23 protein-coding genes and 1 pseudogene are annotated in these 26,786 nt (G+C 40.3%); 19 read left to right on the top strand and 5 right to left on the bottom strand.

Annotated elements, in window-relative coordinates; translation table 11 throughout:
* Positions 1-182: 182 nt before the first annotated feature.
* The 9 genes from J5X94_RS13470 (at position 183) to J5X94_RS13510 (ending at position 6,543) form a co-directional block, all read left to right on the top strand.
* Complete coding sequence (locus tag J5X94_RS13470; RefSeq protein ID WP_114701936.1) at positions 183-524, top strand: hypothetical protein; 342 nt, start codon at positions 183-185, stop codon at positions 522-524.
* Positions 525-728: 204 nt separating this feature from the next.
* Complete coding sequence (locus J5X94_RS13475) at positions 729-899, top strand: hypothetical protein (protein WP_162799535.1); 171 nt, start codon at positions 729-731, stop codon at positions 897-899.
* 327 nt (positions 900-1,226) lie between these two features.
* On the top strand, positions 1,227-2,183 hold the full coding sequence (locus tag J5X94_RS13480) for a replication initiation protein (RefSeq protein ID WP_058368520.1): 957 nt from the start codon (positions 1,227-1,229) through the stop codon (positions 2,181-2,183).
* An 83-nt stretch (positions 2,184-2,266) separates the two neighbouring features.
* Positions 2,267-2,494, top strand: a complete 228-nt coding sequence (locus J5X94_RS13485; RefSeq protein ID WP_114701935.1) for a type II toxin-antitoxin system RelB/DinJ family antitoxin — start codon at positions 2,267-2,269, stop codon at positions 2,492-2,494.
* Between the two features lie 18 nt (positions 2,495-2,512).
* Positions 2,513-2,776: a BrnT family toxin gene (locus tag J5X94_RS13490; protein WP_226949371.1), complete on the top strand. Its 264-nt coding sequence runs from the start codon at positions 2,513-2,515 to the stop codon at positions 2,774-2,776.
* The gene (locus J5X94_RS13495; RefSeq protein WP_156410068.1) at positions 2,763-2,927 is read left to right on the top strand and encodes a hypothetical protein; all 165 of its coding nucleotides are present in this window, start codon (positions 2,763-2,765) and stop codon (positions 2,925-2,927) included. Before J5X94_RS13490 ends, J5X94_RS13495 begins: the two co-directional genes overlap by 14 nt.
* Before the next feature lie 258 nt (positions 2,928-3,185).
* Positions 3,186-4,187: a DNA-binding protein gene (locus tag J5X94_RS13500; RefSeq protein ID WP_114701934.1), complete on the top strand. Its 1,002-nt coding sequence runs from the start codon at positions 3,186-3,188 to the stop codon at positions 4,185-4,187.
* Positions 4,188-5,230: 1,043 nt separating this feature from the next.
* Positions 5,231-5,371 (top strand): hypothetical protein, encoded by a 141-nt coding sequence (locus J5X94_RS13505; RefSeq protein WP_156410079.1) that lies wholly within the window; start codon positions 5,231-5,233, stop codon positions 5,369-5,371.
* 245 nt (positions 5,372-5,616) lie between these two features.
* On the top strand, positions 5,617-6,543 hold the full coding sequence (locus J5X94_RS13510; RefSeq protein WP_114701933.1) for a cation diffusion facilitator family transporter: 927 nt from the start codon (positions 5,617-5,619) through the stop codon (positions 6,541-6,543).
* 186 nt (positions 6,544-6,729) lie between these two features.
* Here J5X94_RS13510 and lnt read toward each other — a convergent pair whose 3' ends face one another.
* Positions 6,730-8,298 carry an apolipoprotein N-acyltransferase gene (lnt, locus tag J5X94_RS13515; protein ID WP_114701932.1) on the bottom strand — a complete coding sequence of 523 codons (1,569 nt, stop codon included), beginning with the start codon at positions 8,296-8,298 and terminating at the stop codon, positions 6,730-6,732.
* Positions 8,299-8,537: 239 nt separating this feature from the next.
* On the opposite strand from lnt, the gene J5X94_RS13520 reads away from it, so the two are divergent.
* Both J5X94_RS13520 and J5X94_RS13525 read left to right on the top strand, forming a co-directional pair.
* Positions 8,538-9,188, top strand: a complete 651-nt coding sequence (locus J5X94_RS13520) for a DUF411 domain-containing protein (protein WP_011513677.1) — start codon at positions 8,538-8,540, stop codon at positions 9,186-9,188.
* 797 nt (positions 9,189-9,985) lie between these two features.
* Positions 9,986-10,708: a CHAP domain-containing protein gene (locus J5X94_RS13525; RefSeq protein WP_011513678.1), complete on the top strand. Its 723-nt coding sequence runs from the start codon at positions 9,986-9,988 to the stop codon at positions 10,706-10,708.
* Positions 10,709-10,856: 148 nt separating this feature from the next.
* Here the strand turns inward: J5X94_RS13525 and cadR are convergent, their stop codons facing one another.
* Positions 10,857-11,267, bottom strand: a complete 411-nt coding sequence (gene cadR, locus J5X94_RS13530) for a Cd(II)/Pb(II)-responsive transcriptional regulator (protein ID WP_011513679.1) — start codon at positions 11,265-11,267, stop codon at positions 10,857-10,859.
* Positions 11,268-11,409: 142 nt separating this feature from the next.
* Here cadR and J5X94_RS13535 point away from each other — a divergent pair, with 142 nt between their 5' ends.
* The 8 genes and pseudogenes from J5X94_RS13535 to J5X94_RS14065 all read left to right on the top strand — a co-directional run bounded on the left by J5X94_RS13535 (position 11,410) and on the right by J5X94_RS14065 (position 20,787).
* Positions 11,410-13,611, top strand: coding sequence for a heavy metal translocating P-type ATPase (locus J5X94_RS13535; protein WP_114701931.1), 2,202 nt, complete (start codon positions 11,410-11,412; stop codon positions 13,609-13,611).
* Between the two features lie 121 nt (positions 13,612-13,732).
* On the top strand, positions 13,733-15,781 hold the full coding sequence (locus J5X94_RS13540; protein ID WP_114701930.1) for a heme lyase CcmF/NrfE family subunit: 2,049 nt from the start codon (positions 13,733-13,735) through the stop codon (positions 15,779-15,781).
* A complete protein-coding gene (locus J5X94_RS13545) occupies positions 15,782-16,444 on the top strand; it encodes a DsbE family thiol:disulfide interchange protein (RefSeq protein ID WP_114701929.1) in 663 nt (220 codons plus the stop codon).
* 83 nt (positions 16,445-16,527) lie between these two features.
* Entirely contained in the window at positions 16,528-17,010 is a 483-nt protein-coding gene (locus J5X94_RS13550; protein ID WP_371532842.1) for a cytochrome c-type biogenesis protein, read from the top strand.
* The gene (gene ccmI, locus J5X94_RS13555; protein ID WP_114701928.1) at positions 17,007-18,287 is read left to right on the top strand and encodes a c-type cytochrome biogenesis protein CcmI; all 1,281 of its coding nucleotides are present in this window, start codon (positions 17,007-17,009) and stop codon (positions 18,285-18,287) included. Before J5X94_RS13550 ends, ccmI begins: the two co-directional genes overlap by 4 nt.
* A 141-nt stretch (positions 18,288-18,428) precedes the next feature.
* On the top strand, positions 18,429-19,136 hold the full coding sequence (gene lspA, locus J5X94_RS13560) for a signal peptidase II (RefSeq protein WP_114701927.1): 708 nt from the start codon (positions 18,429-18,431) through the stop codon (positions 19,134-19,136).
* A gap of 275 nt (positions 19,137-19,411) precedes the next feature.
* Positions 19,412-19,744 carry a DUF3817 domain-containing protein gene (locus J5X94_RS13565; protein WP_131603940.1) on the top strand — a complete coding sequence of 111 codons (333 nt, stop codon included), beginning with the start codon at positions 19,412-19,414 and terminating at the stop codon, positions 19,742-19,744.
* A 444-nt stretch (positions 19,745-20,188) separates the two neighbouring features.
* Positions 20,189-20,787, top strand: a pseudogene (locus tag J5X94_RS14065) (recombinase family protein).
* Positions 20,788-21,021: 234 nt separating this feature from the next.
* Here the strand turns inward: J5X94_RS14065 and J5X94_RS13575 are convergent.
* The 3 genes from J5X94_RS13575 to J5X94_RS13585 all read right to left on the bottom strand — a co-directional run bounded on the left by J5X94_RS13575 (position 21,022) and on the right by J5X94_RS13585 (position 26,721).
* Positions 21,022-22,605 (bottom strand): Fic family protein, encoded by a 1,584-nt coding sequence (locus J5X94_RS13575; RefSeq protein ID WP_114701979.1) that lies wholly within the window; start codon positions 22,603-22,605, stop codon positions 21,022-21,024.
* Between the two features lie 164 nt (positions 22,606-22,769).
* Positions 22,770-23,366 carry a recombinase family protein gene (locus tag J5X94_RS13580; protein WP_114701980.1) on the bottom strand — a complete coding sequence of 199 codons (597 nt, stop codon included), beginning with the start codon at positions 23,364-23,366 and terminating at the stop codon, positions 22,770-22,772.
* Positions 23,367-23,637: 271 nt separating this feature from the next.
* Positions 23,638-26,721, bottom strand: a complete 3,084-nt coding sequence (locus tag J5X94_RS13585; protein WP_114701981.1) for a TrlF family AAA-like ATPase — start codon at positions 26,719-26,721, stop codon at positions 23,638-23,640.
* Positions 26,722-26,786 lie beyond the last annotated feature (65 nt).

Consider the following 26,786-nt stretch of genomic DNA (forward strand, 5'->3'; position numbering starts at 1 on the left):
AAAAAAATAGCGCCCCTTGTGGGCCTTTTTTACATAAACTCCTAAGTTCGCTCTTAACAGAGGGTTAAAATACTACTGCGCCCACGAAACGAAGTGGTCTTGTGTATTTTACTACCTTGCATACCTGTATATGTACTGCTAGGATCAACTCTATCATAGTTGGCTAAAAAAAGGATGAGGTAATGTCAGTAATATCAGATGATTTATTTGCAAATAAGATTAAGCAATTACAGGCTCTTAAAAAAGAGATTGATCAGGACAGGCTTGAAGCACATAAAATATTGGGGGAGTGGTTGGCCAACGCATTAGACGATGATGACAATCATGAACTGCAAGCTATTTTTTTAGATGCACACGATAATGAAAAATATGTCCGTTTGAAAAAGCACCGTGAGTTTTTAAAGTCAATTGCTCATAAGATGCAAGGTGAGGCTAAGATGGTATCAAGCAGTTTTACTTCACATGAAGACAATCAAGATAGTGAGTACGGTTCATTGTTTGATGACGATTCAGCAGCTCAATAACTGTTACTGTTAGCAATAGCCTATTCATCAGTACAACTGAATCGTCTTCTAATTAGCGAAATGCTAGAAGACGATTTTTAGCTGTTTTAAGCGTTTTAAAATAGCTTTAGCTACCATCGTATCGAACAGAGCGTAGAACGCATATAAGAGTATTTTTTATGCGTTTTAGCAATGCTTTAAGATGTGTTTACAGAGGTGTCGATAATGACTATTGAAAATGAAGACAAGTTATCTACAAAAAATGAGACTGATACTGAGAGTATGAAAACAGCGTTGGCCAGAATGACAGATGAAGACATTCAAAATATCTTTGACCGTGCTTTTGAAGATTTTCAAAGATCAAAGCTTAATCCGAACTATGAGAATAAAGATTGATACCGAGTAAATTGACCATAGCGTTTTGAGCTACTGAACAGTTCTATAAGTGATTGGTCGCTCATATTATCATCTCAAATCCGTCAGTTCTTGAGCTTTTTTCCTATTATTTAATATAAAAACATATTTTTTACTTTTAAAGATTTTTAAAGACTTTTAGGAAGCTCTCAGACCTTACCAGTTAAGGGCTTCAAGATCTATAAAGCTACAATCAGCTAGGTTAATGCTACAATCAGCTAGGTTAAAAGCTACAATCAGCTAGGTTAAAAGCTACAATCAGCAGGTATTATGCTACAATTAGATAGATTTGAGTATTAAGGCGTAGATATGACTAACCAAGTTGGTTTATATGAGAAGAAATACCCTGCAAATTGGGTTGTTATGCAAAATCGTATTCTACAAGCGTTTTATGAAATGACACTTGATGAAAAACGGTTGCTGTTGCTTGCTAGTTCAGTAGTGCGTTTGATAGATGCCACTGAAAAAGACACTATAGAGATAACCGCGAAAGCATTTGCAGAGGCTTGCAACATTCAAGTGGATTCTGCTTATACTCAATTAAAAGATGCTAGTGAAACGATGATGAGGCGATTTTTTAGCTATAGAAATGAACGCGGTAGCCGTGTCAATGTACAGTGGGTCATCAGATCAATATATGAAGATGGCTATGTGTCTCTATGTTTTACAGATGAAGTGCTACTGATGTTGAAGGTTTTTGATGAAAATAATCCATTCACTAAATATAAAAAAGAAGATGTACTTAAACTGAAGGGTGAATATTCAATAGATATATACCATCTGGCCAAAAAACATGAGGCAATGAGCTCGTGGACAATGTCACTTGAAGAAATTAGAGAGGAGCTAGCTCTTTCTAAATCTTACGAACGTATTAACAACCTAAAAAGTCGAGTCATCAACCCAAGCGTTGAAGAAATAACAGAAAAGTCAGATATTAAAATCACCTATGAAAACGTCAAACGTGGTCGTACCGTCACAGGACTAAAATTTAATGTAAAAGCTAAGCCCACCAAGAAAAAAAGTCTGGAGGACTTAAATCAGAATAATGAGAATAGAGATATACCATCCTTAACAGTCAAACAGATCGACCGTTTTGCGCCTCTATTGGCTAACTATGCCCCATTTGGTAGCTATGCGCCTTCAGGAAAAAGTACCCAAGAAGTGATCAGCTGGTTACACACTCAATTAAGAGATGAAGCTTTTTTAAAGACCCATAAAAAGCATTTGCTGGCGGTAGGTTATACGTTCCCTAAGCAAAAATCATAGCAAAGAAAAAAGAGTGATTAATCTGGTACTGTCTATACAAATGGTTTATATTATATGTACACAGATAAGCCATTTGTAATGCCATGACGACAACTAATTATAATATCAGGCTCGATCAAGAGCTAAAAGAAAATGCTTTTGCCGTGTTTGAAAGCTATGGTCTAACGCCGTCTCAAGCGATTAAATTGTTCTTGACCCAAGTGGCGCAAACCAATCAAGTACCGCTATCTTTTGAATACCAGAAAGTAACAGCTGTCAGTCAAGATGAATTGCTAATCTATAAAGAGCATACTGACAGAGAGAACAGATAAGTATTAGATTTGAATGGGATGAACAAAAAAAACACCAATCAGCGTAAGCACCGTTTATTATTTGAGGCAGCCGCCCGAGTTTTTCTAGACCTTTTATGCCTGCGTCAGCAAGACAGGTATGAAAATGATGAAAAGCAGTGGCAAGCGCTGGGTACAGTAGACGGTACCGCCGTCCTATTGGTAGCCCATACGCAAACAGAAATAGATAATGGTGAGGTTATACGCATTATCTCAGCTAGACGTGTCAAAAAAATGAAAGGGAGCCAGTGTGAACAAAGTTAGTTATCAAATAGACGAGCTACCACCACTAACGGCCAAGCAACAAGTAGATTTAGAGCATTTAGCAACGCTTAATGATGACGACATTGATCTATCAGACATTCCAGAAGTCACCGACTGGTCAGGTGTTAGCCGTGGCAGTATTAAACCATAAGCGTTCTTTACTGAGGCCAGTATCATTGCCAAATTTAAGGATAAAACCAAGCAAACAGGCGCTAATCATTAATAAATAATAGTAATGCGCTAGAAGAGTACTTAACTGATCGTTAGCCCTAATCTAATGATTGTGACCTCAAGATTACTTGAGGTTTTTTTAAGCCTTATATTGTAGTATGTTGTATATTGTATTATACTATATAAAAAATACTACAAACGCTACATATTTACTCATACAAAATTAAGGACAATAATTATGGCCATTACTACACAGCAAATTCATGCTATTGCTGATCAACTGCACGAACAAGGTATCAAACCTACTTTAGCCGAAGTGCGTAAGGCGCTGGGTGGTGGATCATTCACGACCATCAGTGAAGCTATGAAGTCTTGGCGTCAGGATAACCAACAAGAAGAGCAGCTAAGACAGGTTGAGCTACCAAGTGGTATCACTGAACGCTTACAAACGCTTGGTGCGGATATGTGGCAGACGGCCATTGATATTGCCAATGATCGTCTGGTTAAAGAACGGGAGGCTCTAGAGAGTATTAAGGCCAAGTCGCAAGCTGAGACAGATGAGGCTCAAGAAGCGGTTAAGACCCTAGAGAGTGAGCAGGCTGATTTGTTAGAACAGCTCGATGAGGTCACAGCAACTGCAGAGGCAACGGCTATCACCGCGGCTCAAGTGACTGCTGAACGGGATGTGCTGACACAGACACTCAGCGATACTCAGCACCAGCTAGAACTTGAACGAGCTAAAACAGTGGCAGCTCAGGCCCAACTTGGTGACCTGCGTAGCAGTTTTGATCAGCAATCAAAAGAGCTGAGTGCCAACATATCGAAGGTGGCCACGCTTGAAGCCACTGCTAATAGCGATAAAGCAGAGATCGCGCGTCTGCAAACAGAACTGACAGCAACTAAGGATGAGCTAAAGACAGTCGTTATTGAGCGCAACGAGATAACGAATCTTACAGCAGAAGTGAAAGGAGAGTTAAAGGCCATAATCGCTGAACGTGATAAGTTATCAGGGATTAATGAGCAGCTTACTCAAAAGCAAGCTAAGATTGAAGCAGATCATCAGCTACTGATTAAGCAACACGACACGTTAAATCATGAGAGAACTTTGCTTAGTACTGAGCACACTGCATTGAGTGAGCAGTATGATGAGCTTTCAATTAACTATCAATCAGAACAGGAAAAGAGTAGCTCATTGACTGCAGAGATTGAAAAGATGCGAGAGACAATTAACAATAAATAAGTCAATCCCGTTCTATTCACACTAAGCTTATGAATCCACCATGACAATATCGACTCACTGAATAAATGATGGTTGTATAATAAATATTCTAAATTTTTCTCTGAACTCTCATAGTATATAGCCTAGTGGGCTATATACTACTTAAATTAGCCTAAGTGAATTTATGCTGATTTTGGAGCCTTGAGCAGATTTCAAGGAACACTCACCCTAAAGCAATTATGAGTATAATAAAAATACTCACAAACACTTTAGTGCATTCCTTGAATTTGATGTGATTAGTCATGCCGACTTCATCGCCCATCGCGTCATCAAGACCGTATCACTGTATCAAGCTACGGCTGTTATGATTACGGCTGATAGCACCGCCTAGACACGCTCATAACCGCTACTGTGCTGTCATACGCTAGCAAGGGCGTTCGCCCAATATACCGCTACGATATGCACAAGTAACCACTCATTGCGTTGCTCTGATCCTTTGTCTAGTCACCCCTGTAGGGAGCTCACCCTTATGTCAAACGCAGTCGTCACCGAGGCCTGCCACCCATTTGACGGGTAACGGGTACAGAGAGAGCAGCACGAAAATGTAACGAGCGAACAAGCAGTTTTTAAAATGTATAGCAAATAGAGTTGATATGAAAGCAGATTTTGGATAAAATGCACCTATACGGGCATTTAATGCTGTTCAAATAACGCAGTCTGTGTGCTTATTTGTTCGTTACAGGGTGCGTCAACACACTGTAACCGTTATCTACATTTAAAACTAAATGCCTCTGGGAGTCAACTCCCAGAGGCATTTTTTTATTTGTCATACAGATTAGGTTTTTAATATCTGATTCTTCGTTAGATTGCTTAGGCTTTTCTTGTCGTCATTTAGCGTAAGCATTTCAATTATTTTGAAGTTAGCACTTAGTACATCCTCACAAGACGTTAAGTTTCTGACAATACTGGGATAGTTTACTATGAAGACCGGCTTAGTCGTCAGATGCAAGGTTTTACACGCGCTGTTAAGAAGCGGTAAATCATCTTTCTGAGAGAATACGATAATGAAAAGACAAACCTACACTCCTGAGATTAAAGAACGCGCCGTTCGTATGCTGATTGAAGCATTAAACGATTACACCTTTATGTGGTCATGTCATAAAAAGCACACTAATGAAACTATACTAACCAACATTCAAGACTAAGCTACACATACTAAAGAGCTTGAACATGAGAACAAGAAGCTTACGTAAGCCAGTTAGATTACAGTAAAATCCGCTTTTTTCGCCCAAGGAGAGATAGGACACACAATCAAGTTGTGGCTCAGTTTATTGATAAAAATAAGTGGGTCTACGGTATTAGAGCAATATTGACTGTGCAATATAGAAAATATGCAATAAACTTATTTTCTACCTTTAATAAAATGCAGCAACCTAAACAAGGGTAAATTATGAGTAATTCAGATAACCACAGTCATCAAGCTCCAGACCCTAAAAATATGAATAAAGCTTTTTATATTGGGATTGGTCTAAATTCTGCATTTACGCTCATCGAGTTTATAGTGGGCTACTCAACTAATTCATTAGCTTTAATCGCAGACGCTAGCCACAACTTAAGTGATGTTGCCAGTTTAATAATCTCGTTAATTGGAATGAAATTAGCACAGAAAGCATCTACTACGCTTTATACCTATGGCTACAAAAAAGCTTCTATAATGGCGTCTCTTATTAACGCCATATTGTTAGTTACAATCGTTATAGGTATTGCGTATGAGGCCTTGGGTCGATTTGATACGATACCGGAAGTTGCAGGAAAAGTTATTATTATTACAGCTCTAATAGGTGTATTTATAAATACTGTTTCTGCTTTTGCATTCTACAAAGGTCAAAAAGACGATATTAATGTCAAAGGTGCTTTCTTGCATCTAATGGTAGATGCATTGGTCTCTGTAGGTGTCGTTATCTCGGGCATTATTATTTACTATACAAGTTGGAATATCGTTGATCCTCTAGTTAGCTTGATTATTTCAGTCGTTATACTGTTATCGACTTGGGGTCTACTAAAAGAGAGTATCAAGCTTGCTATCGACGGAGTACCTCAAAATGTTGATCTCAGTAAAATCACTGCTATCTTAGAGAGCTATAATTTTATTCAAAACTTTCATCATTTACATATCTGGGCTTTGAGTACCACTGAGAATGCTCTTACAGTTCATATTGTACCGAAGACCGATATAACGTTTGAAGAGACTATTACTATGAAAGAAAACATCAAGGAAGATTTGGCGCATCAGAATATACAACATGCAACTATTGAATTTGGTACTAAGGCAGATGACAATCAAAAATCGCGTGCATTAAATGAAAGTATCAACTAAAAGATGATAGACCGTATATAGCTATCTCTTTTTAAGTATGAGGCGCGTGCCTTATGTCAACATAATTTTTTCAATCAGTTCTTATGTGATCAATAGTTTAAAACTTTTATATTTACGTGCGTTAGGACGTTACCTAGAAAAAATAAAAAACTTACGCTGATTAAATTATTATGATTAAGTTTACTATTACCCTCGTCTTCTAAGTGTGGTTAGACCTTGGCCAAAATAGCTTAGTAGTAATAACAGGGTTATTATTATCAAGATAGGATAATTTCCCATAAGCATAAAGGGAGTGTTACCAACCCGTGCCTGTATCTCACCACGTAGTACAGTACGCTCAAACTGCGGTGCGCGTTTTACAATACGACCTTTATGGTTAATGATAGCGGTAACACCAGTATTGGTCGCTCGAATAAACCAGCGCCCGTTCTCAAGAGCGCGCATTTGTACCATTTGCAAATGTTGCAATGGTCCTGCTGAAGTGCCAAACCAGGCATCGTTAGAGACGGTCAACAAAAAGTCAGTATCGATTGCATTTTTACGCGTGGTATCTGGATAAGCTACCTCATAACAGATAGCCGTCCCTATATTGTGTCCACGCACCTGTAGCGGTGACTGCTGATCACTACCACGACTATAGCTCTTAATATCCTGACTACCGGCCAAACTTGGGAAAATATCGAGCACGCCTTCAAATGGAATATACTCTCCAAAAGGCACCAGACGCTGCTTCTTGTATAGGCCTTCCGCTTCTACACCTCGAGCAATCACGCTATTGTAAAATGGGGGATACTTATCCGTATTGGCATTGAATGCCACTTTATCCTTATAAGGGATACCAGTTATCCATGTCGTATTGGTCGCATTAGCCATTTCTATCATTTCACTAATAAAGCCCGCAGCCTCATCCTGAAACATCGGAATAGATGATTCAGGCCACACCACCACATCACGTCCCCACTCAGTGCGCGTTAACTTCGCATAAATCTTTAGCGTTTCTACTTGATATTGCGTCAGCCACTTTATATCTTGTGAAATATTACCTTGAATCAATGACACTGACAGATCAGGTGTGCCCTTAGGTTTTGTCCATTGCGGATTGACCAGCCATAATGATGTGCTAATGGCTAATAACAGTACAGAAACGACGGCATAACTACTGCGCCGAAGCAGTAGCTCTACTAAACTTGCAGCCAATAGTATGGCAACAAAAGAGACGGCAAAAACACCAGCAACGGGTGCTAAGGACGATAACCAATACTCTTCAGTAAACGCATAACCAACAAACAGCCACGGAAAGCCTGTGAATAACCAAGTTTTTAACCATTCTTGTAGCACCCAAAGAGCAGCAAATGAAAAGGGTTGTTTGCCTACCATACGGTTAAAGGCTAGTGCTAAAAATCCATGAAACAGTCCCATACCGAGACCCATCAATGCAATCATAATCAATGCGAGCCACGTTGGTGTATCGCTATAATCATGGATAGCTGTATAGAGCCAAAAGCCGCCGACGCACCATAGCCCCATACCGTAAGCTTCACCGATAATAAAAGCGCGACGACCACTCATATTTGGCACCAACAGCGCATATAAAATCGCTGGTGACACTATTGCTAGCGGCCAGAACCCATAAGGCGATAATGCAAATAAAAAAATAGCCCCTGCAAGCCATGCTGCTACTAGCGTAAGCCATAGCGGTAATTGATTTAAGTGAGTACTCAAACGCTTTTGTAGACTAATAGTAGACAGGTGCATCGCAAATTATCCAAAATTATGAGCCTTGAATTTTTAATCAAAATCCAAAACTCAGATAGACCCGTTAATACTACAGGCAGCATTTCAAAATAAAAACTGCTTATGATACCAGTCCGCACTGCTCAATGTATAAATTTACGTACCCCGTTTGATGGGTTATTATGCTACATTACCAAACGATATGAAGTGTTACTTGACCTTCTATAGCTCACAATATTTACAGTACATGAGAGAGCACTATGACCCCCTTAAAAATAAAATCCAGTCTTATATTCAATCGTCATCTGTCTAAGGGGTTGCGTGGTACGCTGGTGTTACTTGCCGCCTCATCACTATTTGCTTGTAGCCAACCGAGTAGTGGCGTATCTGATGCAAACACAACATCAGTAACAACCGAAAATGCAACAGCTATCACTTTAAAGGAAGATGAACCAAACGCTAAAAGTGCTCACATGATGACAAGGTCAGTAAGTAAACCAGACCTACTAAAAAACGTCTCAGCTACGGTCTATAAAGATGCCAATTGCGGCTGCTGTAAAGAATGGATAAGTCATGCAGAAGATAATGGTCTAAGTGCAACCGCGCAAGATGTTGCGGACTTAGCCGTATTTAAAGAGCGCTACAGCGTTCCAACTGAGATGCGTTCTTGCCATACTGTAGTCACTACTGATGATTACGTCTTTGAAGGTCATGTACCTGCTAAGTATATGGCGCAGTTCTTAGAAAATCCGCCAGTACAAGCTATGGGTCTTGCCGTACCTGGCATGCCTGTTGGTAGCCCAGGTATGGAGTATCAAAATAAATTCATGCCCTATCAGGTTATGCAGCTCAATAAAGACGGGACGACCCAAGTTTATGCTGATATTGAATCGGTAGAGCAGCAATTATAGTGTGTTAGCAGTTAAGAATACTTTGATTATAGTGTTAGCGTTAAAAGTAAATGAGGCAGGTATAAGACTGTTCTATTGCTTATAAAATGATTCTTCATCAAAAAAATCATTAGCTATTGCGACTTTAAAAGCAAAAACAACTTTGAATTTGTAACTTTTGATGACAATGTAAGCGGATTTATCGGTTATTAACCCTTAAAATAGATAAATAATTAAGGGTTAATACAAGAATATACAGGATGTATCGAAACAATTACGTAATATTACATAAGCCAGTAGGGAATTAACATCTATATTAATATTATAAATTATTATATTATCTTAATAATTAGTTAGACCCTATATAGGGTAATTACTTCATCCAATAAAAAAACGTCTGAGGGTTAAATCTGTAATTTAGATTTAACCCTCAGACGTTTTTTTACTTATAAAACAGTAGAAATTGTTGTCAATTTAGTCAGCTATATTCTGTATATGTTACACAAACTTACATTGTAAAATGTGGAATATTAGCAATTTTTTCAACATCAAAAAAGTATTTTTGGGGTTTTTAAGGGTGATGACAGGCTAAACAGCCTATGCTAAAGTCGGCTTTGTGTTTTGGCCAGCAGCTTGATTTGCAACAGCTTCGTAAGACTTCAATGATGCTGTGATCGCCAATAATCATTTTTTATATGAATAATATGCAGCAGAAGTATCAGTCACTATGACGTATATATACTTGAGTTGTTGAAATTTAATTGACTGCGCTGTTGTTGATAACAGACCATTTTGAATTAACCGTAGGTATTAGATTTATGAAACAGGCTTTATTGATTTTGTCAGTACTGGGTATGGGCATAGCACAAACGAGTGGTGCTGCTATCACAATCTCTCAAACAAATAATACCATCACCAATACTTCTGTGGCATCAAACTACGGTTCATCAAAAAACATCTATAGCACTAGCAGTGGTGCTTATGTTTCTAGTAATGACGAAATCAGTCAAGCTATTAGCAACCTAAGTGCGCAGGCTAAGCAAAAAGAGAGTCGGCTTTCATCATTAAACAGCCGCTTATACGCTGAAAAACAACAGCAGCAAGTCAATACAGTTCCTGATAGCAATTCAGCCCCCGCTATCGCTGCTGCTCGTGCTTCACGAGTGGCTCTATCTGGTAGCTCTGGATACTGTGCCCGTTACGTACGTAAAGCACTACAATCAGCAGGTTATGAGTTCACCCCCAATCCTTCAGCCTATCAGTACGCCACTCGTGGCACGCTTGATAAAGCAGGTTTTAGCAAAATCAGTAATGATATGCCAACCCAAGTAGGTGATGTTATTGTCTATGATCGCTCATCAAAGCGTCCACATGGCCATATCCAAATCTTTGATGGCGAAAACTGGATTTCTGATTTCCGTCAGAACAGCATCAGCCCATACAGTGGTGTCTATGCTTATACCACATGGCGTGATTCAAAATACGTGGATGACGCATCCGCATCAGATCGAAATATCTACCTTGCTATGAATGATAAATAAGACCTGATAAGTCAGCACAACATAGTTATTATTTCCTCCAACCCCAGTAGTGATCTTAATATCATTGCTGGGTTTTTTTGTGCTTAACATCAGGGTGTATTTAACCTTTCATGATTTGATCCGTCAGAAATGAACACTACTAATATCATTACTCATGACAAGAATTATCGGCAAGAGCCTTTAATATCCCACATGATACCGCTGGTGCACTACTTGCACATTTCTGGCGCAAAACAGTCAAGTGCTGCTTTAAGTGCATCAGTTCTTCCATTCGTATTTCTACAGCATAAATTTGCTTATCTAGTAAGGAGCTCACATCACCACAGTCTTTATCAGGTTCCTCCCAAAACTCAAGTAAGATTCGTACTTCGTCTAGAGCCATGTCAAGCGTACGGCAGTGTAGGATAAATTGTAGACGCTCAATGTGCTCTTCATTATATAAACGATAATTCCCTGCGCTGCGAGAAGGCTCAGGTAATAAGTGCTCCTTTTCGTAATAGCGAATGGTTTCCACTGTGGCACCTGTGCGTTTAGCGAGCTCACCAATTTTGATTGTCATAATAACCTCTATGATTTAAATAATTAAAGTGGCTGTAAAGACTGGCGCTAGAGAAATTAAATTTACAAAACTGTAGATAGACAACCTTGACTCTAAAGCCACTAGAGGGTTCATAATACCATTATTCAAAGGGTAAATTATTATGAAATATCATATTGAAGGTATGGACTGTGCCAGTTGCATCGGCAAGATTGAAACAGCTTTGAAACGTATGCCTGGGGTTTCTGATGTTGAGCTAAATTTTGCTACAGAAACGCTAGAGCTAAGCTTGGCCCCTGATGCGCCGACTCAGGCTAGTGATATTGAAAAAACCATCAAAAGCCTAGGGTTCGGTATATCTGCCAATACTGGTCAACAAACTGTATCGGCTATTGATATTGACAGCGACAATCAGATGGCTCCGCAGGATAAGCGGTGGTGGCAAACTCAAAAAGGCAAACAGGTTGTTGGTCTCGGTATTTTGATGGGCAGCGCTTATGCACTGTCACTACTGTTCCCCGCTTATGGGATATGGGTGTTTGCCATCGCTGTGATTGTAGGCGTTTTTCCATTTGCACGCAAAGCCTTAGCACTGGCTAAAACAGGTTCATTCTTTTCAATTGAAACGCTGATGTCCGTCGCCGTGCTTGGCGCACTTATCATTGGTGAAGCTGAAGAGGCCGCAGCAGTTGTCTTTTTGTTCTCAATCGGTGAACTGTTTGAGAGTATCGCTGCTGATCGCGCTCGCGCTGGCATCAGAGCCTTATCATCGCTGGTTCCGAAAAGTGCAATTTTACTTGATGCTCAAGGTGGGCAGCGTAACGTTCCAGCGACTTCATTACAAGTGAATGACCTTGTGCTGGTGCGTCCTGGAGATAGGGTATCTGCTGATGGTTCCATTGTTCAAGGTGCGTCCAGCCTTGATGATTCGCCCGTGACGGGAGAGTCTGTTCCTGTTGCCAAGACGATGGGTGACAATGTATTTGCAGGGTCAATTAACATCGATGGTGTGCTCCAAGTGCGCGTAGAAAAGACAGCCGCCGATAACACCATTTCGCGCATTATTGAGCTGGTAGAGCAAGCCCAAGCCTCCAAAGCACCCACTGCCCGTTTTATTGAGAAATTCAGTCGCTATTACACACCGGCAGTGATGGCTATTGCCGCACTAATTATTATCATTCCACCGTTAGCCATGGGTGGAGATTGGTCGACTTGGTTGTATCGCGGTCTAGCACTGTTGCTGATTGCCTGTCCCTGTGCTCTTGTACTATCAACACCCGCTGCCATCGCCTCTGGTCTTGCTGTTGGTGCGCGCCGTGGCTTGCTGATCAAAGGCGGTAGTGCTTTAGAAACTATCGGCCAAGTGAAGACGGTCGCTTTTGACAAGACAGGCACTTTAACTGAAGGCAAACCACGCGTGACCGATGTTGTTGCCTTTACACAAGAGGACTCAAGTATTCAAGGTCAGAATTCTCAAGGTCAAGATGAGATATTGGCACTTTTTGCCAGTGTGGAGACTGGTTCTAGTCACCCACTTGCTGAAGCCATTGTCAGCCATGCTGAAGCCGCTAAAGTTGTTATACCTGTGGCTTCCAAAGCTTCTGCTACTGCGGGTAAAGCGGTACACGCAACTGTCGCGGAGCGCGCGCTAGCTATCGGTTCGCCTGTTTACGCAGCCGATGAGGCATTGATTTCATCCACACAACAGGCGCAAATTGAGGCGCTGCAAAATGAGGGTAAGACCGTCTCTGTTCTTTTCGATGAGCAAAACCGTGAAGTGCTTGGATTAATCGCGCTAAGAGACGAATTACGAGACGACGCTCATGAAGGTGTGGCTCAGCTCAAAGCGATGGGTGTGCGCTCCGTCATGCTAACAGGCGACAACCGCTTAACCGCTCAAGCACTTGCCAGTAATTTAGACGTGGAATGGGAAGCTGAGCTGTTGCCTGAGGACAAACTGCGCCTGCTTAACGAGATGAAGAACAACCGCAAAATAGCGATGGTTGGTGATGGTATTAACGATGCGCCAGCGCTAGCAACTGCCGATGTTGGCATCGCGATGGGTGGTGGTACCGATGTGGCCATTGAGACGGCCGATATCGCATTATTAAAAAGTCGTGTTACGGATATGGCTCATCTCATCGCACTTTCACGTGCCACCATGCGCAACATTCATCAGAACGTCATTTTCGCTTTGGGTCTCAAAGGCGTCTTTCTGATCACGACCGTATTCGGCATTACTGGACTATGGATTGCGGTTCTAGCTGATGCTGGAGCAACAGTGCTCGTTACTCTTAATGCGTTACGTTTACTGCGCTTTAAGGGAGCGCCTCCACTGGTAAATCCGCCTAAAGTAGTTAAATAAAACCCTTCGAAATCAATTAAAAACTAGAGATAGCAGCAGATTTCGGGGGTGGGTTCTAATAATAAAAATTCCACCGCCACAGTAAACTGCAACCGCATTAGAGTAAATAAGGTTAGACCGTATGTTGATTACAGAATTGGGCTATTTTGCCTTGCTTACCGCTTTTGTATTGGCGTTATTGCAGGTAATTCTGCCAACTATTGGTGTTATTCATAACCAAGTTGCTTGGCAACGACTAGCCCCTAGCTTAGCTTGGGCACAGTTTGCCGCCATGATAACGTCATTTGGCGCTTTGATAGCAGGTTTTTATTATAATGATTTTAGCCTCAGTTACGTCGCGCAGCATTCCAATACGCTGTTGCCTTGGTACTATAAGTTATCGGCGACATGGGGCGGACACGAGGGCTCTTTGCTGCTATGGATGACCATCATGGCCACATGGTGTGCACTGGTATCATACTTTAGTCGCGGCTTGCCGTTATCAATGCGTGCGCGGGTATTAGTTATTTTGGCCGGTGTACAGTTAATGATGCTAACGATGCTGATATTTACCTCGTCACCGTTTGAGCGTACCTTACCCAATCTAGCGGTCGATGGCGCTGATTTAAATCCTGTCCTACAAGATTTCGGTCTGATTATTCATCCGCCCATGTTATATATGGGCTATGTGGGTATGGTAGTACCTTTTGCATTTTGTATGGCGGCATTGTGGGAAGGGCGTTTAGATGCTGCTTGGACACGCTGGTCACGTCCATGGGCGCTCGCGGCTTGGGGGTTTTTGACCATTGGTATTGCACTGGGCTCGTGGTGGGCCTACTACGAGCTTGGCTGGGGCGGTTGGTGGTTTTGGGATCCGGTAGAGAATGCCTCGTTTATGCCTTGGCTTGTCGGCTTAGCATTGCTGCATTCATTAGCAGTCACTGAAAAGCGCGGGGTGTTTAAAGCATGGACCATTATGCTGGCTATTTTCGCCTTTGCCTTAAGCTTGCTTGGCACGTTCCTGGTACGCTCTGGAGTCCTTACCTCAGTGCATTCGTTTGCCGCTGATCCGACGCGTGGTTTGGTTATCTTAGCTATTCTTGGCATTATCATCGGTAGTGGTCTATTAATGTTTGCCGTTCGAGGTTGGCGTTTAACCGTTGAAAGTCAATATCAGCTGATTTCACGTGAGTCCTTTTTAGTGATCAACAACGCCATCATTTTGATTGCAACCTTAGTGGTGCTGCTCGGCACCCTTTACCCTATTATCGCTGATGCCTTTGGTTTAGGACAAGTGTCCGTTGGCCCTCCTTATTTTAATGCATTATTTGTACCTTTAACGTGGCTGTTATTAATAGCTATGGGTATGGGCTCAAATATTCGCTGGAAAAAAGACACCCGTCCACTACTGGGTATAGGCATGGTCATCGCCGTTAGTAGCTTAGTATTAGCTGCCATTATTACTTACTTTGTTAATCCATCGTCTATGCTTAATATTGGTGTGACTTTAGCCGTTAGCTTTTGGGCACTGCTATGGATGGCAGTTGATTTTAAAGATAAAACTAAGAATGCGCCTAATCTTTTTAACGGTTTGCGGCAGTTGCGTCTGAGCTATTGGGGTCAACAGACTGCTCATATTGGCGTATTGGTTGCTGTCATTGGCATAGCCTTTACTAGTAGCCTGAGTATTGAGCGTGACGTAGCAATGGGTATTGGCGATACAGTCAATGTTCAAGGTTACGATTTTGAAGTAACTGAATTTTTTGAAATAAAGGGTAGTAACTTTGATGCAACGCAAGCGCAAGTCGTGGTATCCAAAGACGGTCGTGAAGTGGCGAAACTGACTCCAGAAAAGCGTACTTATATTATCAGCACGATGCCAACGACTGAAGCCGCTATTGACCCCAGTCTTATGCGCGATGTTTATGTCGCACTGGGCGAACCTATTGCCGATGGTAGTAACCAATGGGCATTAAGGATTTATGTAAAACCATTAATTCGCTGGATTTGGTTAGGGGCAATTATCATGGCTCTAGGTGGATTAATTAGTATGCTTGATAAACGATACCGCATCAAAAAAGTTAAAGCTCCGTTGCTAGTTACTGGTAGTTTGGCTACTGATGGAGTCAATGAGGTAGCTATTGAGCAGGCAATCTCAGCATCGACGATGTCGACACTAAAGGAGAAATAAATGACTATGTCGAATAACACTCCTGAGCAAAAAGATAGCCAAAACAGTAAGCAGCGTAACCCAAAGGCAATGAAAAAAAAGCAGATGAAGCTATGGTTCTTAATTCCGCTTATCCTCTTTTTTGGTTTGGTAGTTATATTGTACATGCGCTTAGGTAAACCAACAGACATTGTGACCAATACCGCTCTTGAGCGTCCGGTTCCTGCCTTTGAGCTGCCGTTATTAGCAGATACTACCCGTACTATCACCAATAATAATTTGCCAGATAAGCCGTTTTTACTTAATGTTTGGGGCTCGTGGTGCCCAACTTGCATTATTGAGCATCCGTTTTTAATGCAACTAGAAGAGCGCGGCATTGATATCGTTGGTGTGAATTATAAGGATGAGATTGGTAATGCGCTCAGTTACTTAAACCAAGGCGGTGATCCATTTTCTATGTCTATTCAGGATTCATTGGGTCAGTTTGCTCTAGACTTAGGCATAACTGGTGCGCCCGAAACCTTTGTTGTGGATGGAGATGGCATCATTCGTCAGCATATTGTTGGTGAGATTAATGAAGCCAATTGGCAACAGCGTGTTAAGCCGTGCCTGACCGTACTTAATGAGGCTAATAAGAACAACGATAGTCCTGATCTCATTCAGGTTGAGGAGATGTGCAAATGAACGTTACTCGAATAAGAGCTCCTCAAATAAAACTCAATATAATTTTAAAACTAGCAAGCTTAATACTAGCGTGTCTGCTTAACATGACGGCAAACGCAGCTATTGACGTATACGATTTTGATTCACCACAGCAAGAAGCTCAGTATCGTGGATTAATAGAAGAGTTTCGCTGCCCAAAATGCCAAAATCAAAACCTTGCAGCCTCTGATGCACCGATTGCACAGGATCTAAAGCAAAAAGTCTATGATTTAATTAAAGATAGACGTAGTGATGCTGAAATACGCGCCTATATGCAAGAGCGCTACGGTGACTTTATTAGCTACAAGCCGCCTATGCGACCATCGACATGGATCCTATGGTTTTTTCCACCACTATTATTGCTCGTCTTAATTGTTGGTTGGTTTTGGCAAAGTAAACGCCGCCAAGTTGTCGCCCGTGGCCAAAACGGCGTTACAGTGAACAGTACTGCTGCCTTGACCTCTGCGGAAAAGGCTGAGCTTGATCGTCTATTATCGCAAGCTGAGAATGTCGACCACGATATTACTAGCATAGAGGACAAAAAATGACTCTATTTTCTACTTTTGGCTTATTTGTAGCTCTAAGCTTGCTGATTGCTCTTATATTTGCGCTAATTGCTATTATGCCATGGCTACGAGCACCGCGTTTGCAGTCCAAACCAATAGACAATCAACTGCTAGATATTAATGTTGCAGTATTTCGCGAACGTTTAGCTGAGCTACAAACAGATAAAGACAGCGGTACTATTAATAATAGCCATTATCAAAATCAAAAGCTGGAACTGGAGCGTCAGCTATTAGATGCGCAGCGTCAGATAACACCTATGGTCACCCCTGATGTCAAAAGCCGTTTAATTGTCGCAGCTTGGATCCCAATATTGGCTGCAATGGCGTACTTACTAATAGGCAATCGTACGCCCGTGTTTGATTTGTGGACAAGCGAGGACAAAGTAGGACAAGTGGCTGATGACCTATTGACGGCTAAGATTGATAAGCCACCAAAGTGGGCGACTGAAAACGGTCGTCAGTTGATTAGCGCTATGCAGACCAACGTCCATCGTAACGCTGATGATCCTAATCGCTGGATGCGCCTATCTGAACTTTTCTTATCGATGGAGGCGACTGACTCTGCGTTAGAAGCCTTATCGCGTGCCTATCGTTTAGCACCTGATAACGAGGAGATTGCTACTACTTATGCTCAGACTAGTTTTTTTGTTAATGAAGGTCAGTTAGACGCCAATATTCGCCGTCTATTACAAGCTATATTAGCTAAGAATCCGCAGCATGAACGGGCTCAAATGCTCATGGCAATGGGTGAGACTCGTAGTAGTAACTTTGCCCAAGCGCAAGGTTGGATTAAACGCTTACAAGGCAGCATTGTGGCCAAACCAGGTGATCATACTAAAGCTTTAGCAAGCTTAGATGAGTTAAGCAACTACGTTAGCACGCAAGAAAAGCAAGCGCTAGAAGGTATTGACGTGACAGTGAAAATTAACGCTAATTTATTACCGTTAGTGAAAGCTGATGATGTGTTGTTTGTTGCGATACGTGACGTTAAAGGAGGTCCACCGTTTGCCGCCAAACGTTTACCCATTAGTATTATCAAGCAAGGTGAGGCTAGTATCCGCTTAAGTAATCTTGATGCGATGATGCCAGATCGCACGTTAAATTCAGCTCGTAGTGACAAAACTCAGTTAGCAGTCGTTGCTCGTATTAGTCATAGCGGTAATGCCATAGCAGAATCAGGCGACTTATCGGGTAATCCTATAATGATTAGCGTTGAACAGACTCAGGTTAATGTTGAAATCAATCAACAGATTCCCTAATAAAAAATTATTACCGTAAGTTTCATAAAACCAGAGCGGTAAGTGGAGCCGTTTATGAAAGTGGCGCGATTAATAATTGTATACCAAAAACATATACGTTTAACATTGTTCATTGTATAAACATAGATAAAGAAAACAACTATGACTGAATCTACCGACAGATTAGATAGTACTAAATTGAATAGCGTTGAATCGGCTAGTACTAATATTGCTGACAATAAAGTACCTATAGCTGTGAGTAGTACTCATCAATCGATTGACTCTAAAACCATGAATCATACGCCTAAAGCTATGTACGTGACTTCAGGCAACTCAATAACACCTAAAGGTAAGTTGGACAAAATGCCAAAAATGGTTGCCAATGGCAGTCGCGCTTTTATCTGGTATTTGTTGGCGATAATGGTATTAATACTTGATCAATGGACTAAGTGGTTGGCCCAAACCACATTAGCGTTCAATGACCCCGTACCGGTCATTGAACCATTTCTCAACTGGACACTCGCTTATAACTATGGGGCAGCATTTAGCTTTTTAGCCGACGCTGGCGGTTGGCAGAAATGGTTTTTCTCAGGCTTAGCTTTTGTAATGGCTATCTTTTTAACGGTTTATTTAATCAAAGCGCCACGTGCAGCCAAGCTATTATCTATGGGGTTGGCCTTAATGCTTGGTGGTGCGATTGGCAACTTAATCGATCGTTTAAGAATTGGTAAAGTGGTTGACTTTATCCATGTGCATTATGCTGATGTATGGAATTATCCTATTTTCAATGTTGCAGATATAGGTGTCTGTGTCGGTGTCGCATTGATTATAATTGACATGATATTTTTAGAAAGTAAGCGTAATAAATAAGCACATTGATGCCGATTATCACAAACAAAATGAACTAGCGTCGTAGTCACTCTATACGGAAACATACTTTTTATACTTGAGTATGTTTATAAAATGTGAACTGGAAGATAATGTATGACTGGTATAGGTACTCACTCATTTTAGGTCTTAAAACTCAATACTTAAAAGCTCTGCGTAGAGCCATTATTATAGAGACATTGAATAATCCATAAATTCTTTATTGATCATAACAAAAGGAAAATACAGTGTCACAGGCTCAGCCAACTATTGAAAAAATTCACAGCCTTAGAAAAAAACAAGAGACAGCGTTAAAAAGTCTTACCCTTATAGGCTATCTAGAAGGCACCTCTTTCTTATTATTGCTCTTCATCGCCATGCCACTAAAATATATGATGGACATTCCAGAAGGTGTGAAATACATCGGTATGGCACACGGTATGTTGTTTATTACCTATATCATAATACTTATAGGCTCAGCTATCAAAATGAAAATGCCTCTTTGGGCAATACCTGCGGGCGTACTCGGCTCACTCTTACCTTTTGGCCCATTTATATTCGATCATTTACTAAAAAAGAACTTGCAGGAAAATGTAAGTAAAGAAGCCTAGAACAAGCTCTGCTACAAATGCCACAAACGTATCTTATTACTCAAGATTATTTTTCCTAACTAAATCACAAGCCGCCATCACTCATCATGGCGACAAATGAATAACATTGAGCAGAAATTAATCACAATAAAACTTTAATTCAGACCAAGTATGAATAGCCTCACACTCCAGTTACTTTTCGAACTTATCTTACATACTATCGACAAACCCGTCTTGTTTAAAAGCTAAACAGGTTTTGTCATTCGCGATGGCTTTCCTGTTATCGTAGGGTATACCCCAAGGGAACCATCTAAAAGGCATCAAAAACCGATTAATAGACGACTTAAAATAGACTGCTGTAATGGAACTACTTATAACAGACTATTGTACGTGTTTATGTTTATCAGAGCGTGTCTACGAGCGTCTACCAAAGAATAAGATGCCAAGCGTACCAAAAACGAGCTTATACAGTTTGCTACTGATCATGATCACAAAATTGCCGCCTTCTATGTCGAAAACGAATCAGGCGCAACTTTAATACGTCCACAGTTAATGTAAGTGATCGATGATGCCTATGAAGGCGATATAATTTTGGTAGAGCAGATTGACCGCTTAGCACGTTTAAACCAAGCTGATTGGGATACTCTCAAAAGAATGCTATTAGAAAAGAATCTGGGGTAGTATCAAAAGAGCTACCGACCTCATATATGACGCCTCAATCTGAGAGCAGCACTGAATTTATGAGCAGCGTATTACAGTCCATTAATTCGATGATGCTTGATATGCTCGCTGCTATTGCTAGAAAGGACTATAAAGATCGACATAACCGTCAGGTGCAAGGTATTGCTCATGCTAAGACAGAAGGTAAATATTTAGGGCGTAGGAAAGATACCGAAAAGCGTAAGATTATTGCTAGCCTCCTAAAATCTGGGCATAGCTATTCTGAAATACAAGCTACAGCTAAGTGTTCGCGTCAGCTGATAGCTGTTATAGCTAAACAAATACTCAAATACTCAAATACTCAAATACTCAAATACTCAAATACTCAAATACTCAAATTTTAGGAGCTGTAATAATTCTTGTCAAACAAAAGTAATCTGTTATCAAAGTTCCTTTAACATATTCTATTTTTAGTAGTTTATTAGCTTGAATAGGGTCAAGAAAAATATTGATTACTTTTCAGGCTACGGTATTTTCGCCGAATCGTTTTACAAACGAATCATCATTGGAACGATAATATTGAGACTAGCTTGAGCTTGATTATCAAGGCAGACTTTCCTGCGTATAGCAGGGTTCGTCTAACTATTCAAACCATCTGCTTCATCTTTAAAGGTCTCTACAACGATAGAGAAAATATCGTCCCAAACCTCATCATTTGCCAAAAACGGATAATCCTTCAGTAGCTTATTACTTTTAGCACCCTTATTTTGTAGCATGCTGCGAATGATTCTATCGGCATAGCTGTTGGGCATCTCAACAATCTCTTTTATCGCCAGTCGTGCATGGTCATGCTTTCTTAGGTACTGTGACTCGTTATGCATCTCTTTTTCAATAACATGAGCAATCAGTCCTGATAAGTACTGAACGTGAGGCGTTAGATCCATGAAGCGCCATGCAGGTTGAATCAGGTGAGTATTTCCAAAATTTAAGTTTGAGCGAATACCATCAGGGTAGGTAACTGCCTGTTTATCAAAGCTGTAATGATCACGGATTTGCTTCATGAGCGGCACAGAGACACGGTCTAAAATCTTATCATAGGCATGCCGGTCTGAGGGATGCTCGGCAATGGCTTGTGATATAGGTAGGATAATCGGCTCATGAATGACCTGGTCTCGCCTGAGGACGTCATTAATTAAAAAGCGATGTACACGGCCATTGCCATCCGCCAGCGGATGAATATATACAAAGGCAAAGGAGGCAACCGCACTACGCATCAGTGCTGATTGTCCCTCAGTCTTTTCCATAAATACCTGTAATCCTTCTAACTTATCAGCAATGTCATCAGCTGGTGGAGCAATATAATGCACAATTTCTTTAAAGCCATTGACCTGAGTATGCGACACAAAAACTGGTGATTGACGGACACCATACTGCTGGATAACCGTTTTGCTACCGAGTATCTCTTGTTGCAACTCTGCTAGTGATTCAGGATCAAGCGGAATGTCACCGGTGCCGGTACGCCGTGCCATCACATCGGCAAAACGTTCAATGCGTTTTAACTCTTTTCCCTCACCTTCTATAGTAAAGCTGGCTTTACTCTCTCGTAGGGTCATCCATACGGAGGCGCGCATCAGTAAGTCTTGCCCAAATTCATCGTTAAGTTTGTCAACCATTGTGGCAATATCGAGTGCAGCTGCTTGCGTAAAGGCCTCTGTTTTTACCAGCATCGGACAGAAATGACGGGTTCCTGCTAGATTGTCATTGATACGCCAGCGAGCGTTCTTGATGACCTGCGAAGGACTTGAAGTAACCAACTTCTTGGTATCCAAAGCATCCACATAGTTACCGCCTATATTACTCGGTACCTCTAAATGCTTATCCATGAGCCACTCATACAAGAAAGCCATTCTACGGGCATAGCTGCCTGTCGGCTCAGCGTTTACCCATGCTTGCACGTCATTTGCCCCTATCTGCTCAAATAGACGAACCAGTAACTCTAAATTCAGTACTTCATGACGCATGTGAAACTGTAAGTGCGCAATGATAGTGTCCAGTGGACGTGCGGTTTCCTGATAAGCGTTATGAATGACGTCACCGTCTTTATAGGTTTGTCTGCGCCCACCGATACTACTGCTGACATATAAAGGCGAAACCAGCTCTATGCTGGCATAACGGACAAGCCATGCTGCGCCAATAGGATCTGAGATAGGGGTATTCATCATGAGTGGCTCAAGCGATTATAGATAAGCCATTTTGCGCAAAAACAATTATGAATGCAATATAATGATTATTATAAAGCCTTATTGCATTAAAACGATTTTCTTATGACGTTGCGATGCCTTTAAATCAAGACCAAAGGTCACGTTGAGTCGATATTTAAAATACCTCAGCTATTGACCTGCTTTAAGACACGATAAACGGTAGCTACGCCAACACCAACCGCCTTAGCGATCTCTTCTTTTGTCATATTGTTTTGACTAGCCAATGCTTTAATACGATTGTGTTTTGCGGTATTGGCTTTCTTACCAGTGGGTTTATAGCCACTGTTGGCCAATCCTTGTTTAATGCGCTCTCTACGCTTGTCATTATCAAGCTTTGCCATGGTCGCTAATAAATCGATCAGCATATCGTTAATCACTTTTAGGATCTCACCTGTCATACCGTCACTCATCGTATGTGTGGTTGGTAGATCAGCCACCACCAATCGTAAGCCCTTATCTTTAATACGCTGCTTTAGAATCGAAAAATCATCTTGAGATAGTCTGCTTAATCTATCCACGCTTTCAACCAATAAAATATCGCCTTGCTCGGCGTCCTTTAGCAACTTAGCTAAGATTGGTCTATCGAGCTTTGTACCACTGAAGTGCTCAACGTAATCAACATAGCTATCACCATAGCGGCTACTGAAGGCAACCAAATCTATTAATGCTCTAGTAGCGTCTTGATCCTTAGTGCTGGCTCTCACATAAATACGAACGGTCATAATACCTCTTTGTATCAGTTAGACTTAATAATTGATGTTCATTGATAATAGCAAGATATTACTATCATTTAATATCAAATAAAAGTCAAATGATAGATAGGTTATCGTTTAGAAGTTTTATGTTTTGGGTATAGGTTAATGATAGGCTGACTAAGGTGATAAAACCACCTTAGTCTAATTCTAGGTAGGTTGTTAGCTTCTACATAGTTGATTTAGATAATCGGTCTTTTAGACGTACATTCATAAAACAGGTATATATTAGTGTAATGCCCTACATATATTTTATTTTTCGGTTGTCAAAAGCTATTATAGTCCCTTCTAATACATCAACAGCTTTATTATTAATTATGCTGCACTCTATGGCTCCTGAAATATAACTAATATCATTGCTGTTTGAACGAGAAAATTCACAATGAATTATTTGTTCTGCATCACAAACTATCGCTAAATTAGGGTTATGAGTAACCATAATTATTTGTCTCTTTTGCTTTGCTTCAGTTAACACAGGTACGAGTAAGCTAACTATTGTTTCGTTATCCAAGTTTTCTTCTGGTTGATCTAAGATTATAGGATTATTGTCTTTATCAACCAGGAGGTAGAAGATCAAAAGTAGAGCGCCTCTTTGTCCTGGTGAAAGCTGTTCTATTTGTGCATCCTGAAACATCAAAGTATATTGAGGTTTTAGATACTCTAGCCCAAATATGAAATCATAGACTTCATTAGCATTACGATCTTTCTTTAGTAAAGATTGTATGCCTGGTAGTTTTGAAGCTTCCTCAAGCCTCCCATGTAGTTCTTGAACTAAATTTATAAGAGAAGGTTTAGAACTTATATCATGCTTATCCATTAATTCTCTTAGTACCGCTAAGCTTTCACTCTCCCCTCTAAAATCACCGGCAGTTTGTTTAACCATTAAAAACAATCTATCGTAGATCATATCTAGGTTGCTTTTTAATTCTGACTGAAACTGCAGCTTATATTCGTTGCGTATTAGAGAATTACTTTGAATTAATTCTTGAACAGGTTTGAATAGAGCCTCCCTGCTGATACGTTGTTCATCTAGAATATCAAAAATTTGTGCGGTGATTGAAATTCTTTGGGTTTGCAACTCATCTCTTTCAATTGGCAAATCATTTAATTTTTCGAGCTGATGCTCCAATCCCAGTATTGTCTCAGGTAGGTCGTTTGATCCGACTATTCCAGCCTGTTTTTCTTCCCAAGTATTTAATAATTCTAGGTACTGCTGATAAGCCTGCTGTGGTCCATTTAATCTTGTATTTAAAGCGTTTCGTCTTAAAATTAAAATGTTTTTATTGATATCAAGATTTGCATCACTAGCTTTAATTCTTGTAATTTCAGTAGAAATATTAGTATCTGTTTCTGACAATATCAGCTCATGTACTTCTAACGAAAGCAAGCTTTCTAGAGTTAAATCTAAAGTTACCGCATCAACCAAATGATCACTTCTAAACTGACTCAGAGATCTTTCAACAACCTCAATTCCTTCTTTTATATTTAAATAAGACTTCTTCTTTGAAGCCAACTTAGTCAGCTTAATCTTATTTTCTTCTTGTTGTATATAGATAGCTTCTAATTGCCGATTTACATCTGTTAATTCGGCAGAGACTTGCTGTTGTTCTGCAGAAGACTCGATGGTTGGTTCAGAGACTTCCTCAGGTTTAGCCTTTGAATGCTCTTCAAGCAACCTATTCTTTTGAGTCAATTTCTCGCTAATCGTATTACGAGTTACGTCTGACATCTGTCCTTCAATATATGATATCTGATGATTGATCTTATGTAACACGCTTCTTAAACTATCAAAATTACTCCTCAGCGCACTTTCTTGTTGTTCGATAAGTTGTTCAAAATTATGGGCGCCTAGCCTAGTAGTTTCATTAGCATGAGAGAAAATAACAGCCCTCAATTCCTGTTCAAAAGAATTGGATTTACCGTCGACATGATCGTTACATAGCTCTTCAAAGTGTCCTTGAGGTATATACTTAACAAACTCAACATGTTCAATTTCTGGATCATCATTTAGGTTTTTTTCTAAAACTTGTTCATCTCCCCACATCAATTTTGCAATGAAATGTTTTGCAGGTACACCCACTTTGCCTCTGAAACGGTTTTTCTTTAAGAAAGAGAAATGATGACTTTGTTTTGAGTTGCCTACTAACGCAATAATATCTGCTAGTGCGCTTTTACCACTTCCTTTATTACCAATAATAGCAACCAAATCATTGTTTAACGTTAGTTTAGTATTTTCTAACCAGCGTTCATTAAATGCCGACAATGGAACTTTTGTCACCTCTAGCTTATCTATGAATATACTTCTATTTTCTCTTATCAACTTTAATTTGGGGGGCACTGCACCTATAAAAGAGCGTTTTGCAGGCTCTTTTATTGCTTGTTGTAATCCTTGGAAAGTTGGATTAGCTTTTATCCAAGTAGCTTTTCCTGAAGGGTAATCACCATATCCTCGTTGATCATCATTTCCTTGAATACCAATGAACCGATGCGCATCACTGCCAGAAACAGCTAGTCTTGGAGTATTATTTAATGCTATTTGGAAGTCATCAAACCACCGCTCATTTTTAGTGGTCTTAATACCAGAAAAAGCCTCCCAAATGCTAATATTTCTAGTCTCGAATATTGGCGAAGTTTTGAATAATCCTAAAACGTATACATAATGAGCATTACGCTCTATTCCAGTTAAACCATCACTAGTATCAAAAGGCATAAAACCTATAGCTTGTTTATTTTTTACTTTTGTTATGGCTTCCTTGTAACTTTCACAATTCAATTCAGCCATTATTGAACCAGCTTCTAGAGCATAATTTGTATGATCTAATACCCTAGATATATCTATGCCATGATGCCTTAACTTATCTTCAGGAACCGAACGAGCATAATCAATAAGAGCATCATTAGATAAATTTCTACATCCATCTCCTGGGAACTCTAGCTTCAAATTAGCTTTAAAATCTATGAGCTCTTGGTCTTTAATATTGTCAGAGAAAATTACATGTGCGTTTAATCTTCCTCCTTTTAGGGGTGACATTAGACGTAATTCTATACCAGGAAAAACTGTTTTTTCTAACTTTGGAGCATCGTCCTGCTTCAATCGATGCTTTAAAGCAAACCAACCATCAAAAGTCCAATAATCCATTATTGCAAATACTGCTGGTTCTGCTGAATTGAGTGCATTTATCATCTGATCAACTAATGGCGCATTTCTAGGATCACAAGGATCACTATTGAACTTCTGCCCAGTCCAATGAAACGATGCTGGCGTATGTATATGCAGATCCCATTTTCGCCATTCAGATCCATTAGGGTATTCACTGTTAATCATTAATACTTCCTATTTTTTAATGAACTATCTAGAATTCTCGATAAACATGATTTATTTGCAGAGCT

The organism is Psychrobacter sp. K31L (genome assembly GCF_017942195.1).
In the GTDB taxonomy this organism is placed as follows: Bacteria; Pseudomonadota; Gammaproteobacteria; order Pseudomonadales; family Moraxellaceae; genus Psychrobacter; species Psychrobacter glaciei.